We start from the raw sequence: 16325 nt of genomic DNA, 5'->3' as shown, positions 1-16325 counted from the left end.
AAAGTAGTAAGTTGTTGGAATAAGTCAAAAGGCTAGCAGGAAAAAATTTGCCTATTTCCCTTTAAAAACCGCCTTCCGCTTCGATAGAAAGGCCATTATGCCTTCGGCCGCATCGTGCGATTGGCCCAAAGCGTCCTGATAGCCAGCCTCTTCCTCCAACATATGCTCCAGGTCGGAATACAGCGACTGATTCAAGACTTGTTTCATGGAGCCGATCGCCAGGGTAGGGGCGTTGGCGTAATACGCTACCGCTTCGTTTACCGCCTGATCCAGGTCGGCGGCTGGTACGGCCCGGCTCACCAGACCCAGGGCTTCGGCTTCTCTGCCGTACACGCGCCGACCGGTGCTGCATAGTTCAAAGGCTTTCAGCGGGCCTACCAGCCGGGGCAGAAAAAACGTGGAGCCGGCATCGGGCATCAGGCCGATGTTGATGAAGATCTGGCTGAGGTAGGCTTCTTCGGCTGCAATGATCACATCGCAGGCCAGCGCCAGGGAGCAGCCGGCTCCGGCAGCTACCCCGTTTACCCGCGCAATCACGGGCTTTGGCAAGCTGCGGATGGCTTTGATCATGGGGTTGTAGCCCGTCCGCAGGGAGTCGCCGAGGGCGAGGCTGCCGCTGTCCTGTAGCTGACTGACACCTTCTTTCAGGTCGGCACCGGAGCAGAAGGCTTTGTCGCCCGCGCCCGTCAGTACCACCACCCGTACCGTGTCATCGTCGCCGGCGTATTTCATGGCCAGACCAATCTCCCGGATCAGTTCGGGGCGGAGGGCATTATAAACGTCCGGCCGGTTTAGGGTAATGGTGCAAACGCTGTTTTGGATTTCGTACAGGAGGTGGTTGAAGTGCATGGGTGTTTCAGGTTTCAGACGTTTGGGCGTTTAAGTTAGCAGATCGTTTTTAGAAAGCCATAGCCTTATAAGCAGCTTGACCTAGCGGCCAACCCGAACCTGAAACTTTGAACCTGAAACCTGAAACAATAAATTAAACCAGCCAAAACACCGTGACCAAGCTAACCGTCAGCCCCAGCGCCAGTCCGGCGCCGATCTGGGCGGGGGTATGGGCATTGAGGTGCAGGCGGGCGCTGGCAACCAGACCGGCCAGAATGGTAAGGGCAATGAGGGAGAGAAACAGGTCGGTTTCGCTGAACTTCAGCATGATGCCGATGATGGCCCCAAGCGAGCCGCCGATGCCTACACTGTGGGCGCTGATTTTCCAGAACAGGCTGATAAAGCCCACCAGCAGAATGGATACGGTAATGCTGCCGAGGATGATGGCAACTTCGGGGGCCGTCTCGGAGACAAGCTGCATCCGGAAGGCAAACAGAAACGTCAGAAACGTATAGATCAGTCCGGTAACCAGGTAGGGGAGACGGCGTTCGGTGCGGTCGTCCATGTGCAGACTGCTGAGTAGCCCCTGCCGGTACATATAATAGATCAGCAGCGCCGGCACGCCAAAGGTGCCAATGGAAATCAGCATCAGCAGACTCAGCCGCGCCCGCTCCGAGAACGCATCCAGGCCAACCACCCCCGGCACCTGAAACAGCAGGATACCAAACAGCAGCGTCGGCATGAGCAAGGGGTGGAAGAGGGCAGAGAGTACGCGGGCAAGTGGGGTAGTCAAGGTAGTAGGCAGTTCTCAGTTGGCAGTTTGCAGTTCGCAGCCAACAGTGTGCTGTTGGCGGAGCTGACAAACGGCCAAAATTACAATAAAAATAGGCGTATACGAAAGTACCGCCTACTGAGAACTGTTAACTGCCTACTGAAGTCTGCCTACTGCCCACTGAGAACTGCCTACAGCACATCAAAGCTGCTTCCGCAACCTGGCCACCGGAATATTCATCTGCTCGCGGTATTTGGCCACGGTCCGGCGGGCGATGTTGTAGCCCCGGTCGTTGAGCATCTTTTCGAGTTTATCGTCGGAGAGTGGGTTCAGCTTGGGCTCGTTGTCAATGAGTTCTTTTAGGATATTCTTTACCTCGCGGCTGCTGACATCCTCGCCCGAGTCGGTGGAGATTCCTTCGGAGAAGAAATACTTGAGCGGGTAGATACCAAACTCGGTCTGGATGGACTTGCTATTGGCCACCCGTGAAACCGTCGAGACATCCATCTCGATCATGCTGGCGATGTCTTTCAGGATCATCGGCCGGAGTTTCGATTCATCGCCGGTCAGGAAAAAATCGTACTGAAATTCCACAATGGCGTTCATGGTCCGGAGCAGGGTCTGCTGGCGCTGCTTGATGGCGTCGATAAACCACTTGGCTGCGTCGAGCTTCTGCTTTACAAACGTGACCGTTTCCTTCAGCGATTTATTATTCTTGCTGCTCTTGTCGTAGGTATCCAGCATCTCGGCAAACGAGCGGCTGATGCGGAGTTCCGGCGCGTTTTTGGCGTTCAGCGTCAGTTCCAGCTTACCGTTGTTGTTGGTCAGAATGAAATCCGGCAACAGGTACTGAATACCGCCTTCTTCATTTTCAACCGAACCCGGCTTCGGATTTAGCTTGGTGATGATGTGAATGACCTCTTTCAGGTCTTCCTCGGTGATGTTCAGCCGTTTCTCAATCTTTTCGTAGTGTTTCTTGGAGAACTCTTCGAAAAACTCATCGATAATCCGGATGGCCAGGTGAACGTAGGGGTCGCTCTGGTCTTTGCGCTGCAATTGCAGAATCAGACACTCCTGCAGGGTACGGGCGGCAATACCGGGGGGATCAAACGTCTGAATCTTCTTCAGCACTTCCTCCAGTTCGTCGGTATCCGTAAAAATATTCTGGGAAAAGGCCAGGTCGTTGACAATCGCCTGAAGCGACCGTCGGATGTAGCCGTCGCTTTCAATGCTGCCGATGAGTTGCAGGCCAATGGCTTCCTGCTGTTCACTGAGCAGCAGATAGCCGAATTGCTGCATCAGCGAGTCAATCAGGCTGGAACGGGTGGCAATAGGTACATCGCGGTCTTCTTCGCCGTAGTTGCCGTCGCCCTGCATTTTGTAGCCGCCGTATTCGTCGTCGTTCAGGTAACCGTCAATGTCGAGGTCGTTGTTGCGGTCGTAGTCGTCGCCATCGTCGTAGTCATCGGCGAACGGGTCATCGTCCTTGGAATCGTAATCTTCATCAGCACCTTCCTCCAGCGCCGGGTTGATTTCCAGTTCTTCTTCAATGCGGCTGTCCAGTTCGGCGGTTGGAATCTGCAGCAGCTTGATAAACTGAATTTGCTGCGGAGATAGCTTCTGCTGTAGCGTCTGGTTCAGGCTAAGCCTCTGCATGGTGAGTGGTCAATTAGGGTAGTGTACTAAAAACGTCGAGTGAATGGGTGAGTCACCAAACGTGCGCTCACAATTATCAGACCAATTTTATCAAATTTTTGTTTGACTCGCTAATAAAATTTGTGTGAATAATTTATAAGCCCTTGTTTTACAGCCACGAATTTTAGCCAGTTGCCTTTCCGTAAATGATCAAGAAGCTATACGATACCTCGCTGAGTCTGCTGACCGACCTGTACCAACTGACAATGGCGTATGGGTACTACCAATCGCAAACGGCTGAGAAAGAGGCTGTTTTCAACCTCTATTTCCGCAGGCATCCGTTCAGTGGCGGCTTTACGGTAGCCTGCGGACTCAATTACGTGATCGGCTACCTCCGCGAGTACAGGCTATCAAAAAAAGATATCCGGTACCTGGAAACGCTGACCGGCAACGACGGCAAGCCGCTGTTCGACGCTGATTTCCTGCAGTATCTGACCCAACTGGAATTTACGTGCGATATCGACGCCGTACCCGAGGGGACCGTGGTGTTTCCCAACGAGCCGCTGCTGCGGATACGCGGCCCCATTCTGCAGTGTCAGTTATTGGAAACACCCCTGCTGAACATGGTCAACTTCCAGTCGCTGATCGCTACCAAGGCCGCCCGGCTGCGGCTGGCGGCCAAAGACGATACCCTGCTGGAGTTTGGGCTGCGCCGGGCGCAGGGTGTCGACGGGGGCATGACCGCCAGCCGGGCCGCTTACATAGGGGGCTGCGATGCTACCTCCAACGTGCTGGCCGGCAAGCTGTATGATATTCCGGTAAAGGGTACCCACGCCCATAGCTGGGTGATGTCGTTTCCCGACGAGCTGACGTCCTTTGAGACCTACGCCGAGGTGCTGCCGAACAACGTGACGTTTCTGGTCGATACCTACGATACGCTCGAGGGAGTACGCAACGCCATCCGCGTCGGCCACAAACTGCGGGAACGGGGGCATACACTCGCCGGCATCCGGCTCGACTCCGGCGATCTGGCTTACCTGAGTATAGAATCCCGCAAGCTCCTGGACGAAGCCGGCTTTACCGATACCGGCATCGTGGCCAGCAACGACCTCGACGAACACATTATTACCAGCCTGAAAGAGCAGGGCGCGCAGATCAATATCTGGGGGGTAGGCACCAAACTGGTAACGGCCTACGACCAGCCGGCTTTGGGCGGGGTCTATAAACTGGCGGCTATTCGGGAAGGTGACGGCGAAGGGGCGCGGTGGGAGTACAAAATGAAGCTGTCGGAGCAGGCCATCAAAATTTCGACGCCGGGTATTCAGCAGGTCAGGCGGTACCTTGACGAGCAGGGTAATTTTGTATCCGACATGATCTACGATGAAGACCGGCTACCTACCGATGCCGCCACCATGATCGACCCGCTGGATTTTACCAAACGCCGGAAGTTTGACGCCGGTCAGCCGTACGAAGACCTGCTGGTGCCGATCTTCCGGAAAGGGAAGCTGGTGTACCAGCAGCCTGATATTCACCAGGCAAGGGAGCGGGTACAGCAGCAACTGGCGGGGCTACACGCGGGCATCAAGCGGTTCGTCCATCCGCATACTTACCCCGTCGGGCTGGAGCGGCAGTTGCACGAGTTGAAGACCGCGCTGATCCTGAAGCTGCGGGGGCAGGGGTAGCAAGGGGTAGTTGATTGGTAAATTAGTTTCCTGGTTAGCTAGGCTCCCTGCTACTCCTGCCATCCCTGCCACCCCTGCCCCCTTATTCCGCCCGCAACGACTTCACCGGATTGGCCAGAGCCGCCTTTACGCTCTGAAAAGAGACGGTAATGAGCGCAATGGTGATGGCCAGCAGGCCGGCCAGGGCAAACATCCACCACTCGATGCTGATTTTATAAGCAAAGTCCTGGAGCCAGCGATTCATAGTGTACCAGGCGATGGGGGTGGCAATGAGGAGGGCAATCAGGACCAGTTTGAGGAAGTCGGCGCTGAGCATCGAAACAAGGCTCGGTACGGAAGCTCCCAGCACTTTCCGGATGCCGATCTCTTTGGTACGTCGCTGGGCGGTGAAGGTGGCCAGGCCGAACAAACCCAGGCAGGCAATGAAAATAGCCAGACCCGCCGACGCCAGAAAGAGCTGCCCCCGGCGCTGGTCCGACTCATACTGCCGGGCGTAGTTCTGGTCCAGAAAATACGTTTCGCAGACATTGATCGGATCAAATTCTTTGAATACCTGCTGAATATAGGCGAGCGTCGCCGGCAGGTTGTCGGGTCGCAGCCGCAGGAACAGATTATCTGACTCCGCTTTCCGGATAGGCGTCAGGATAACGGGCTCAATCGGCTGGTGCAGGGAAGCTACGTGAAAGTCGGCCACAACACCTACCACCTCCACCGGCTTCGGCAGCGGTGCTTTCTCATCGGCCGGCAGAAACCAGATGCGCCTGCCGATGGGGTTCTGCCAGCCGGCCTTACGGACTAGTGTTTCGTTGACCAGTACCGACCGCAACGAGTCGGCTCCGTTGCCCGCTCTGAAATCCCGGCCCGCCGTCAGCCGGAGCTGCATGGTCGATACATAGGCGGGATCAATACCCAGGATGTGGGTCATATCGGTCCGGGAAGGCTTCTGGTTGTTTCGTTCCAGAAAGACGCCCCCCATACCCAGGTCGTCTTTGCCCAGCGGATTGGTGGTAGCGGAAGCCTGGAGAATATTGGGATTACGCAGCAGTTGGGTTTTAAATGCGTCGACGCGATTGCGCATGGCGTAGTCGGGTACGCGGACACCCACCACCGGTGCGTTGGTGAAACCCAGGCTTCGGGTCGAGACGAACTGCATCTGGGCGTATACGACCAGCGTGGCGGCAATCAGGGCAATGGATACCGAAAACTGCGCAACCACCAGCGTTTTGCGAAACGTGCCCCGCCCGGCGCTCGCGCCAAAGCGCGATTTGAGCACCCGCACCGGAGCAAATCCCGACAGCACAAACGCCGGGTATAAGCCACTCAGCAAACCAGTCAGCAACGTCAGGCCGATCAGCCCGCCGATGAGCAGCGTATTGCCCTCGACTACCCCCTGCAACGACTTACCCGTTAGCTGGTTGACCAGGGGCAAGGCCAGTTCCAGCAGTTGCACGCACACCACCTGCGCAAGTGCGGCCAGCAGGAGTGATTCGGTCAGGAACTGAGCAACCAACTGACTACGCTGCGAGCCCACCACCTTCCGAATCCCAATCTCCCTCGCCCGCATGGCCGACTGCGCCGTGGTGAGGTTGACGTAGTTGATGCCGGCCAGCAGCAGAATAATGGCGCCTACGGCCGCAAACAGGTAGAGGTAACGCACATCGGCATTGGCCGACAGTTCATTGACCAGGTGTGAGTGCAGGTGGATCGACGTCAGCCGTTGCAGTTCCAGATGAGCGGTAACGCCCATCATATTCAGGTGCTTTTGGTAGAAAGCCGGCATTTTGGCCTGTAACCGCGCTGGATCGTAGCCTTCCCGAAGCAGCAGATAGGTGTATAGGGAAAAATTCTGCCACTCCTTCAGAAAACCGGCACTTGTGTTTAGGGAACCCACGGCGCCAAACTGAAAATGGGACTGCCGGGGCGGGTCACTAATGACGCCTGTAATCAGATAATCGGGACTATTCTGAATGTGAATAGTCTGGCCATACGCCTTAGCCGCGTCACCATACAGGCTTTCCGCTACCGAGCGGGTGAGTACCATTGAGTTGGGCGCATCCAGTGCCCGCGCCGGGTCGCCTGCCAGAAACGGATAGCTGAACATCTCGAAGAAACCCGAGTCCGCATAAACTACCACGCTCTTTACCGGTTCACCGCTCGCTTTTAAGTATTCGCCCCCTTCGCTGAGGATACGTACGGCCTGTTCCACCTCCGGAAACTCCGCCTTCAGGGTCGGCGCATACGGTCCCGAGGTCGAGGCTGCGTCGATCTGGTTGCCTTCCCACTGAAAGTGATTGACTACCCGCACAATGCGGTGGGCATTGGTATGGTAACGGTCGTAGCTCAGTTCGTCGGCAATGAACAGGCCGATCAGCAGGCAGACGGTCAGCCCGACGGCCAGTCCGAACACATTGATAAGGCTGAACGTGCGATTCTTCCAGAGGTTGCGGAAGGCGATTTTGAGGTAGTTGTGGAGCATAGGGCCAGGGGTTTACCAACAGGTCTATGAAACCATGCACTGGGTGATTTTTCTCCGCGTCTCGGTCGGGTCGGCTGAGAAGACTATGAATAGAGCCCAAATGTAATGCCAAATGGTAATTACTGTGTTTATGCCTTGCAACGGAGGAGAGAGGTTGAGGAGTTTGTCCGTAAATGGACAGAGCGCGTTCGGGGGCGGACAATGTGTCAGCGCGGGCAAGAAGCTCTATGGGAGCTTAATGACGCTCCGGATAACGGCTCTATATTCTCATTGTATAAGTTGGTAGTTAGCGAATAACGAGCTACTTTTAACTATTTGGTTCTCATATGTAATACTTCGGTAGTTTGTTCCTGATGATGCGTACCTAATCCTGAAGATCGTTACGAAAAACTTTTCCCAAATACACGGCAGGTGTACCTGTATATTATCAATTGCCTGGCTGCTGGTCCAGACGGCTGGAGCGCAGGTAGACACGCTCTTTCGGCTCCCGCCCGATAGGCAGGTTCTGCGCCTGTGGCAGCATGCGCCTTATTTTGCCATTAGTCACCCTCCATACCTGCGAGCCCGCGACTCTACCCGCGTATTTGCCCAACTCGACCGGCTGGCTGCCTTTGCCGAAAAACGGAGCGACGACCGCCTGTTCTGGTACGCCCAACTCAATAAGATCCTGTTTCGGCATACGCTGCTTGCTGAGGCAAAAAAGCCGTCGGTCGTGTTAGATTCGGCCCAATCCTACTTTGACCAATGCCCGGTACCCGTAGTTAAGGCTTCGTATTGGTATCAACGGGGCTTCTACTACTTCGAAGAGCAACGGTTCGACGAGGGGTTTCGCTGGTTGCTGCGTGCCCAGCAAGCCTTTGAACAGATTGGCTACGATCGTATTCCTGAAATCAGCGAGTACCTCTCCGGGTTAGGCGGCCGGTACTATTTCTTTGGTGAGTATGCCATCTGCATCCGCTACATGTTGGCCTCTTTCCGCTACCCGCCCTGGGTTAGGCGGGCGGAGACTACCGCCCACAATACTGTAGGCCTGAGCTACCAGCACCTGCGCAGGTTTCCGCAGGCACAGGCCTATTTTGCCAAAACCCTGAGCCTGGCCGGCCGGTATGGCGACTCTGCCTATGTGGCCATCGCCAATACTAATCTGGGTCACCTGCTGCTACTTCAGGGTAGGCCTGAGCCGGCGCTGCCTTACCTCTATAACGGCTATCGGTTTAGCTGGCAGCCCATTCCCGAGAACCACGTGCCCGAGAATGCCGCCCTGACCGCCCTCTACCTGGCTCAGGCGCTGCTGGACCTGGACAGTACCCGTAAAGCCAGGACCTACATCGACCGCTCGACACAGTTGTTTACCAACCGCCCCTGGTCGGATTATGACCTTCAGTACTATCAGGCGCAGACCAGGTATTATAAGAAGACAGGAGATTACCGCCTGGCAACAATTTACCTGGACTCGACCCGGCATCTGGAAACATCCATGCGGGCCTTGTTTAACAGCCGTCTGGTAGCGGCTAACCAAATGCAGATCAACGCTGAGCGGTACCTAAATGAAGTTTTTCGTCTGGAGGCTGATAAGAAAAATGCCCTTGGTGCGTAACATCATTCTGATTGCTGCCCTGCTGCTGGTGCTGGCTGGATGGTACGCCTTTCGGCAGAATCAGCGGAAACGTCTGCAGGAAAAACAGGTTTTGCTGGAGCAACAGCAGCGAGCCGAACAACTGCTGGTCCAGTACATGACCCACCTTCAGGAGAAGAACCAGCTTATTGAATCCATTTCGGCGGAGCTCAACCAGGTGGAGCCCCCGATTAGTCCGAACCCATCGATCGAGGGTTTGTTGAACCGAGTCATTCTGACCGACGCCGACTGGCAGCAGTTCAAGTCCCTCTTTGAAGATGTCCATCCCGGTTTTTTTTCTACCCTTCGGAACCGTCATCCTGATTTAACCAGAGCCGAAGTGCGCCTGCTGGCTTTGTTGAAACTCCGCATCGACACCGGTCAGATGAGCCGAATGCTGGGCATCTCGCCCGAATCCATCCATAAAACCAAGTACAGGATGCTCAAAAAGCTGGGCGATAACGCTCAATCAACGCTGGTTGCCCTCTTAGCCAACGGAGAGGTCCGGTCGTAACTTCCTAATTAACAACCAAATAGTTTTTTGTCCATAGTTTTGTCCATCCCTCAAATTAGGTAATCTGTTTTGGTTGCTGTTTCCTTTGCTTTATCCAGAGCTTTGGCTAATACTCAACTAAACATTTACCTGCATGAAAAAAACTGTAATTCCACTCTTAATCGGTCTTGGATTGCCTGCCCTTGGTATGGCCCAGCGCCTGATGCCGAGCGTGGTGGCGAATGCCGGGGGCTATGACCAGAACAGTCAGCTGGCCCTGGAATGGACATTGGGCGAAACCTTCGTTGAGACTGTTTCACGTCCCGATCGCATTTACACTCAGGGTTTTCACCAACCTATGTTGAGTGTTGAGGAGTTACCTCAGCTTGCTTCGCCTTACCGCATCCGAATTTCACCCAATCCGGTAGTAGCCGTACTGAACATTGCTATTGAAGCAGCGGAGGATACCAGGTTCCAACTCAATCTCACGGACCTGACGGGTCGTACTTTATACAGTAAGCCGGCCGAGGGCCGCTTAGACGCCTTACAGGTGGATATGAAAGATCTGCCGGCGGGTGTATACATCCTGCAGGTTGCCACCCCTGAGGGCCGACCTGCTAGAACGGTCAAAGTAGTTAAACAGTAACCCTTACTCAATCAACACCATGAAAAAACTATATACCATTCTACTATTAAATCTGCTTGTCTGGTCGCTAACGTATGGCCAGTTAGTACCCAGGGGTATGAAGTATCAGGCAGTTGCCCGCAATCTGACCGGGACTGTTATGGCCAACCAGGAAATAACCCTGAAAATAACCCTGTTAAGCTACCAGTCGAAAAACGGGCAGATTCATTACAGTGAAACTCATACGGTGACCACCAATCAGTTTGGTTTATTTACCCTCACCATCGGGGAGGGCATCGCAGGTAACGGCGCTTTTAACGCTATTCCGTGGAGTAGTGAGGACATCTGGATGGAAGTCGCCATCCGGGATAAAGGCATGAGCAGCTTTGCTACGCTGAGCAGCAGTAAGCTGCTGGCGGTTCCTTATGCCATTCATGCGGCTACGGCCTCTGAACTGGTAGGCAGTAAGACCAATCCGGTGGCACGGGTGGCTGCGGGGCCGCAACCATCGGTTACGGATGGGGTCCCGGCCCAGGCCTGGAATCTGTTCGGGAACTCAACTACTAATGAGACTAAAGATAAGTTGGGAACAACCGATTACATGGGCCTGATCATGACTACTAACAACATCGAGCGGCTCAAAATCACCCGGGATGGCGACATCAACATTGCCAATACGCTGAATGTGGGCAAAGATGTCAATATAGGGAGGGATCTGAATGTAGAGCGAAGTGTTTACCTGAATAAGGGAACTGGTGGTCAAACCATCAATTATGGTCCTCTCACGGTAGAGCGGCTTAGTCCGACCTACCTAACCGGCATTTTGACCGTTGATCTGGCGACGCTGCTCAAAAGCACGCTGGTCGTTGACGGCACCACGAACCTGAACAGCAGCCTTTCGGTCAATAACCAATCGCCCACTAAGTTGACGGGTATACTGGATGTGGATGGTGCGACGCGTCTGAGAAATACGCTGATCGTTGATGGCGCTACGGACCTGAACAACACGCTGAATGTAGATGGAGCGACTACTCTGAAGAATACCTTAACGGTTGATGGGGCGACTGATCTGAATAGCACCTTAAACGCCGACGGCGCTACTACCCTGAAAAACACGCTTGACGTTGACGGCGCAACCGTCCTGAAAAACACCTTACGGGTAGACGGGGCCACTGATCTCAAGAACACGTTGAATGCCGACGGGGCTACCACGCTAAAGAGTACCTTAGCGGTTGATGGCGCTACAGATCTGAAAAACACCTTAAATGCGGATGGGGCTACCACGCTGAAAAGTACGCTGGTAGTTGATGGCGCTACCAATCTGAACAGTGCGCTTACAGTTAATAATGGTAGTCCGACTCATCTAACGGGTATTCTTACTGTCGATCAAACATCGGCGCTGAATGGGCAAGTCACCATTACCGCAAATGTGGGAAATGCCGAAGATAATTACGATAGCTATCCACTCAGAGTGACGGGAAACGAACAGGGTATCGTTGTAAAATTGTCCAGTTCAAAACCGAAGCGGGGCAATAATTACATGATGTTCATGAATGGCGAGGGAACGCCATCGGGCCGTATTGAAGGGTTTGAAGGCATGGCCGACGGCCTCCGGAGCGCTGTGAATAATGTCGTTGGCGAAGGCAGTGATGATGCCTCCCAGGATCGTGATCAGGAGGTGGCCGCCAACGTACCCACCGGCGCCAGCAATTATTTCAATACAAACTATGCGTTTGGGGCTTTTCAGTTAACATTGACGTTAATTGATAACATCATCCGTCTGACGACGAATGCCATTGCGTGCGGTGCGGGTATTGGTATATTCGGCGATTGCGATGATGTTTTCTGGAGTTCAGTTGACGTTATTATTGGGGGGATTCAGCTAGGAGGTTACATCGCCTACAACGAGCAAACCTCTCCGGCCGGCGTTGGTTACGAGTCCGGCGGAGCCGATTATGCCGAGTGGCTGCAAAAAGCCGACCTCAAGGAATCGTTGACCTACGGTGATGTGGTAGGCGTTGTGGGAGGAGCCATCTCGAAGAACTATGTCGACGCGGAGAAATTTATGGTTGTTTCCCACAAACCGGCGGTCATCGGGGGTATGCCCGAAGCCGGAAAGGAGAATCAATATACCAAAGTAGCTTTTATGGGGCAGGTGCCCGTTAAAGTTGTCGGACGGGTCTGCAAAGGAGATTATATCTTACCGTCCGGAAATGGTGACGGTATGGCTACGGCACTGGCACCGGCCGACATGAAAGCCCGGGATTTCGCACGAATCATTGGCGTTGCCTGGTCAGAATCGGACCCTAAAAAATTATTCAACTACATTAATACCGCCGTCGGCATCAACGCCAATGATATGGCAGGTATGATTGAGCAGATGCAGGCGCTAATGAATACCATGCAGCTTGCCCTGCAAAAAGCGGTTCCGGAGTATAAGCCCATGTTGTATGCGGTAGGCCAGAAAGCCACCTCAATCGCCATGGATTACACGACAGCACCACCTATCCGGGAAACCGTGGGTGAAAATTTGCAGAGGGCTAAGTATAACAACGTAAATGAAGCCATGAAAGCTGCCCAGGAATATGCGGCTAATCAGGGAGTGGATCTGAAGCAGTATCCGTTACTCGGCGAATTCTTCAGCAACCCGACCGTTGAAAATGCCCAGAAAGTGCAGAATCACTACATGAAAGCGTTAGCTCGGGCACAAAACATCATGGCCCGTATGGAGAAAAGCACCAAAACGCCCATGAATAAGTAAAGAGTGAACGATACGTAGTTAATGAGTAAGTATCTCTGCAACAGCCTGCTGGTTGGGTAAACCAGCAGGCTGTTGGCGTATTTGGTCTTTGACCCTCATGCCTCTGATTTTATCTGAACTCCACAATACTATACGCCGACTGATTTGGCTTGCGGGTCTGAGTTCCGACCTTAGTCAGCACCCGGTCATCGTCGTGAATGACCATCAACCGGCGGGGTGTAATGATGGTCAGGTCTTCGGCTTTGTGGTCAAACTTCAGGACGGAGCCGTTGCGGTAGTCGATGACGGGCCGGAGTTTGTTGGCCCCCAGATTTTCCAGGTCTACCGTCCACAGATAAGCGCCTAACTGCTCCCCGTTTTCGTAGGAGGTCAGCACGTAAAACTGATCGTGGACTTTGTCGTATTCAAGGCTGGAAATGGCCAGGGGTTTGGGCAGGCTGGGATAGGCGGTAGCCAGATCAAAATCGGCGGCTACCTGAAAAGGCCCGGTCAGACTGACTTGTCCCTGATCGATTCGGTATGGGGCGACCAGCAGCTTTATCTTATACTGGAAGGCATCATATTTCGCTCCCTCCTCACGGATACCCAGATACAGCCGGTCGTCGGTAGCGGCCAAGCCTTCAACTTTGAAATAAGGAGCACCGTTGGGAAATTCCGGCGACGTTAGCAGCCGGGAAATCTGATCGCGGAGGCTGATCGATGTCGGGTCATCGGGCGTAGCACCCAGGACTTTTACGTCGTTGCGGTTGTTGGTGTTCCAGTACAGGATGGTATTGTAGCCATTCCACTCTTTGCTGTCGGGTTTCACGCGATCGAAGGCCGTAGTCAGAAACGCATACTGTCCGTTGGGCGTGAGCGCAAAATCCTCGTATTTTTTACCAATACTGAACGCTTCACTGGTCAGGTAGCCGCCGGGTTTCTGACCGGGGCGGGTAAACTCGTCGTTCCGGTACGCCCAGTAGAAAACCGATGCCTTACCGCCCGGCACGTCTTTATCGCTGGCTACGAGTATATCGTTGCCGTCGAAGAGAATGGCCGAGGCCTCACACCAGACCGCCGGAGCGTCGGCGGTTTCGTCAAAGCAGTCAATAAACCCTTCCTGCGTAATCGTTGCCGTATAGCGTTTCTCGCTAGTAGCCTTGCTGGCCTTCCGGTCGGTTTCGGTAGTGGAGGTCTGAGAGGGAGTCTGGACTGTTTTGCACTCAGTAAACGTTAGCAGCGAAACCGTCAGCAGGATAAGTGACCACGAAAAGCGCATAAATCAGGAGTGTTTTTGTGCGTAGGACTGTGCCGCCAAAATTAGGAAGTAAATCTATTTTGACCGCAATTTTGTTATTCCTCAATATCGTACGTAACTCGCTTCAATGAGACTTATAAAAGTAGCGGCCGGGGTCCTCAACCAAATTCCGCTGGCCTGGGAACACAATCAGCAAAACATCATCAACGCCATCGACGAAGCCCGGAGCCAGGGCGTCAGCCTGCTCTGCCTGCCCGAACTCTGCATCTCGGGCTACGGCTGCGAAGACGCCTTTTTTGCGCAGAACACCGTCGACCAGTCCATTGCTTCGCTGCTGGAAATTGTTGGCCATACGCAGGATATTGTGGTGTCCGTGGGCCTGCCCATCCGGCACAGCAACCGGACGTTTAACGTAGCCTGCCTGATCGCCAACAAACACATTCTGGGCTTTGCTGCCAAGCAATACCTGGCCAACAATGGCATTCATTACGAGCATCGCTGGTTTCAGCCGTGGATGCTCAACCTCCGCGACGAAATCAAGGCAGGGGAGTTCGGCTACCCGCTGGGTGATCTGGTTTTTGATGTATCTGGTATCCGGGTCGGTTTTGAGATCTGCGAAGATGCCTGGATTGCCAGCCGGCCCGGCCGGGCCTTGTATGACCGAGGTGTCGATGTCATTCTGAACCCCAGCGCCAGCCACTTTGCGTTCCATAAGTCGCAGGTTCGGGAGCGGTTTGTGATCGATGCGTCGCGCTCGTTCGGCGTGAGCTACGTGTACACCAACATGCTTGGCAATGAAGCAGGCCGCGCTATCTTCGACGGTGATGCCATGGTGGCCAGTAACGGTGAACTGCTGGTGTCGGGTGCCCGGCTGAGCTACGAGGACTTTGTGATTGTGCCGGCAGTGATCGACGTCGAGATAACGCGACTGACCCAGGCGCAGAACCGCACTAATCTGGCGCTCCTTATGCCTAACCTGCGCGTATCGGCTACGTTTGACTTCCCGGAGATCAGTCCGGTGGTGCAGAAAGCCGGGCTGGAACCGTGGGAGCGGGGTGGCGCTTTGAAAGAAGAAGAATTTGCCCGTGCTGTAGCACTGGGTTTGTTCGATTACCTGCGGAAGAGTCGCTCCCAGGGCTATGTGCTGTCGCTGAGCGGAGGGGCCGATTCCTCAGCTATTGCTGCGCTGGTGTATCTGATGGTGCAGATGGCCGAGGAGAATATTGGACTGGATGGCATCAAGAAGAAGCTAAACTACATCAAAGCGATTCAGGCGTGCCAGTCGCCCGAAGAAATGGTCGGCAAACTGCTGACGGTTATTTACCAGGGTACCGAAAACAGCTCCCAGGATACACTGCACTCGGCGCGGTTGCTGGCGGAGTCAATCGGCGCGACGTTCTATAACATCAACATCAACGGGCTGGTCGAGACGTACACCAAACTGATCGAAGACCAGATTGGCCGTCAGCTTACCTGGGAGACCGACGACCTGGCCCTGCAGAACATTCAGGCGCGGGTGCGTGCTCCGAGTGTCTGGATGCTGGCCAACCTGAACAATGCCCTGCTGCTTTCCACCTCCAACCGCTCCGAAGCGGCCGTAGGGTACGCCACCATGGATGGTGACACAGCGGGTAGCATCTCCCCCATAACGGGTATCGACAAGCATTTTCTGCGCAACTGGCTCCGATGGCTGGAAAACGAAGGACTGAACGTCATCAACACACCTACGGCCCACGAGCGGATTCGGATAGCCGGCCTGAACGCCGTCAACAACCTCCAGCCCACCGCCGAACTGCGGCCGCTGGACAAAAAGCAGACCGACGAAGACGACCTGATGCCGTATGAGGTGCTGAACGAGATTGAGAATATTGGTATCCGGGATAAACAGCCGCCGGTGGAAGTGCTCAAAGCCATGGAAGTTCGCTTCAAGGGCATCTACGACCGGGAGAAGCTGTTGCTGTGGGTTGAGCGGTTCTTCCGGCTCTGGAGCCGCAACCAGTGGAAGCGCGAACGCTATGCCCCTTCCTTTCACCTCGACGACCATAACCTCGATCCGCGCAGCTGGATGCGCTTCCCGATCCTGTCCGGCGGCTTCGAGAAAGAAATCCAGCAAATGAAAGATTACGCCAGCGGCTGGGACGGCAACCGGCGCAAAGGGAAGATTGGGTTTTAGGCTTGGCCCGCTATTATTTGTAAATTAG

Annotated in this window: 12 protein-coding genes; 6 read left to right on the top strand and 6 right to left on the bottom strand. The window is 54.3% G+C overall.

Annotated features, from left to right (window positions below):
• Positions 1-51: 51 nt before the first annotated feature.
• From ABD949_RS07995 to rpoN, 3 genes are all read right to left on the bottom strand, one after another.
• Positions 52-849 carry an enoyl-CoA hydratase/isomerase family protein gene (locus ABD949_RS07995; RefSeq protein WP_345242314.1) on the bottom strand — a complete coding sequence of 266 codons (798 nt, stop codon included), beginning with the start codon at positions 847-849 and terminating at the stop codon, positions 52-54.
• Positions 850-982: 133 nt separating this feature from the next.
• The gene (locus tag ABD949_RS07990) at positions 983-1621 is read right to left on the bottom strand and encodes a hypothetical protein (RefSeq protein ID WP_345242312.1); all 639 of its coding nucleotides are present in this window, start codon (positions 1619-1621) and stop codon (positions 983-985) included.
• A gap of 180 nt (positions 1622-1801) precedes the next feature.
• Entirely contained in the window at positions 1802-3256 is a 1455-nt protein-coding gene (gene rpoN, locus ABD949_RS07985) for an RNA polymerase factor sigma-54 (RefSeq protein ID WP_345242310.1), read from the bottom strand.
• A 185-nt stretch (positions 3257-3441) separates the two neighbouring features.
• Between rpoN and ABD949_RS07980 the strand changes: the two genes are divergently transcribed.
• Positions 3442-4917, top strand: a complete 1476-nt coding sequence (locus ABD949_RS07980; RefSeq protein ID WP_345242308.1) for a nicotinate phosphoribosyltransferase — start codon at positions 3442-3444, stop codon at positions 4915-4917.
• A gap of 82 nt (positions 4918-4999) precedes the next feature.
• Here the strand turns inward: ABD949_RS07980 and ABD949_RS07975 are convergent, their stop codons facing one another.
• Together ABD949_RS07975 and ABD949_RS07970 are read right to left on the bottom strand one after the other, a co-directional pair.
• Positions 5000-7393: an ABC transporter permease gene (locus ABD949_RS07975; RefSeq protein ID WP_345242306.1), complete on the bottom strand. Its 2394-nt coding sequence runs from the start codon at positions 7391-7393 to the stop codon at positions 5000-5002.
• A 427-nt stretch (positions 7394-7820) separates the two neighbouring features.
• Positions 7821-8072: a hypothetical protein gene (locus tag ABD949_RS07970; RefSeq protein WP_345242305.1), complete on the bottom strand. Its 252-nt coding sequence runs from the start codon at positions 8070-8072 to the stop codon at positions 7821-7823.
• A 33-nt stretch (positions 8073-8105) separates the two neighbouring features.
• Between ABD949_RS07970 and ABD949_RS07965 the strand changes: the two genes are divergently transcribed.
• The 4 genes from ABD949_RS07965 to ABD949_RS07950 all read left to right on the top strand — a co-directional run bounded on the left by ABD949_RS07965 (position 8106) and on the right by ABD949_RS07950 (position 12887).
• Positions 8106-8990, top strand: coding sequence for a tetratricopeptide repeat protein (locus ABD949_RS07965; RefSeq protein WP_345242304.1), 885 nt, complete (start codon positions 8106-8108; stop codon positions 8988-8990).
• Positions 8983-9522 carry a helix-turn-helix transcriptional regulator gene (locus ABD949_RS07960; RefSeq protein ID WP_345242303.1) on the top strand — a complete coding sequence of 180 codons (540 nt, stop codon included), beginning with the start codon at positions 8983-8985 and terminating at the stop codon, positions 9520-9522. Before ABD949_RS07965 ends, ABD949_RS07960 begins: the two co-directional genes overlap by 8 nt.
• 133 nt (positions 9523-9655) lie before the next feature.
• Complete coding sequence (locus ABD949_RS07955) at positions 9656-10147, top strand: T9SS type A sorting domain-containing protein (protein ID WP_345242302.1); 492 nt, start codon at positions 9656-9658, stop codon at positions 10145-10147.
• A 19-nt stretch (positions 10148-10166) separates the two neighbouring features.
• Positions 10167-12887 (top strand): autotransporter outer membrane beta-barrel domain-containing protein, encoded by a 2721-nt coding sequence (locus tag ABD949_RS07950; protein ID WP_345242301.1) that lies wholly within the window; start codon positions 10167-10169, stop codon positions 12885-12887.
• Between the two features lie 109 nt (positions 12888-12996).
• Here ABD949_RS07950 and ABD949_RS07945 read toward each other — a convergent pair whose 3' ends face one another.
• Positions 12997-14145 carry a hypothetical protein gene (locus tag ABD949_RS07945; RefSeq protein WP_345242299.1) on the bottom strand — a complete coding sequence of 383 codons (1149 nt, stop codon included), beginning with the start codon at positions 14143-14145 and terminating at the stop codon, positions 12997-12999.
• 106 nt (positions 14146-14251) lie between these two features.
• Between ABD949_RS07945 and nadE the strand changes: the two genes are divergently transcribed.
• A complete protein-coding gene (gene nadE / locus ABD949_RS07940; protein ID WP_345242297.1) occupies positions 14252-16297 on the top strand; it encodes an NAD(+) synthase in 2046 nt (681 codons plus the stop codon).
• Positions 16298-16325: the final 28 nt, after the last annotated feature.

It is taken from the genome of Nibrella saemangeumensis, from assembly GCF_039541915.1.
Lineage (GTDB): Bacteria > Bacteroidota > Bacteroidia > Cytophagales > Spirosomataceae > Nibrella > Nibrella saemangeumensis.
This window is presented reverse-complemented; position numbering and strand designations above follow the sequence as displayed.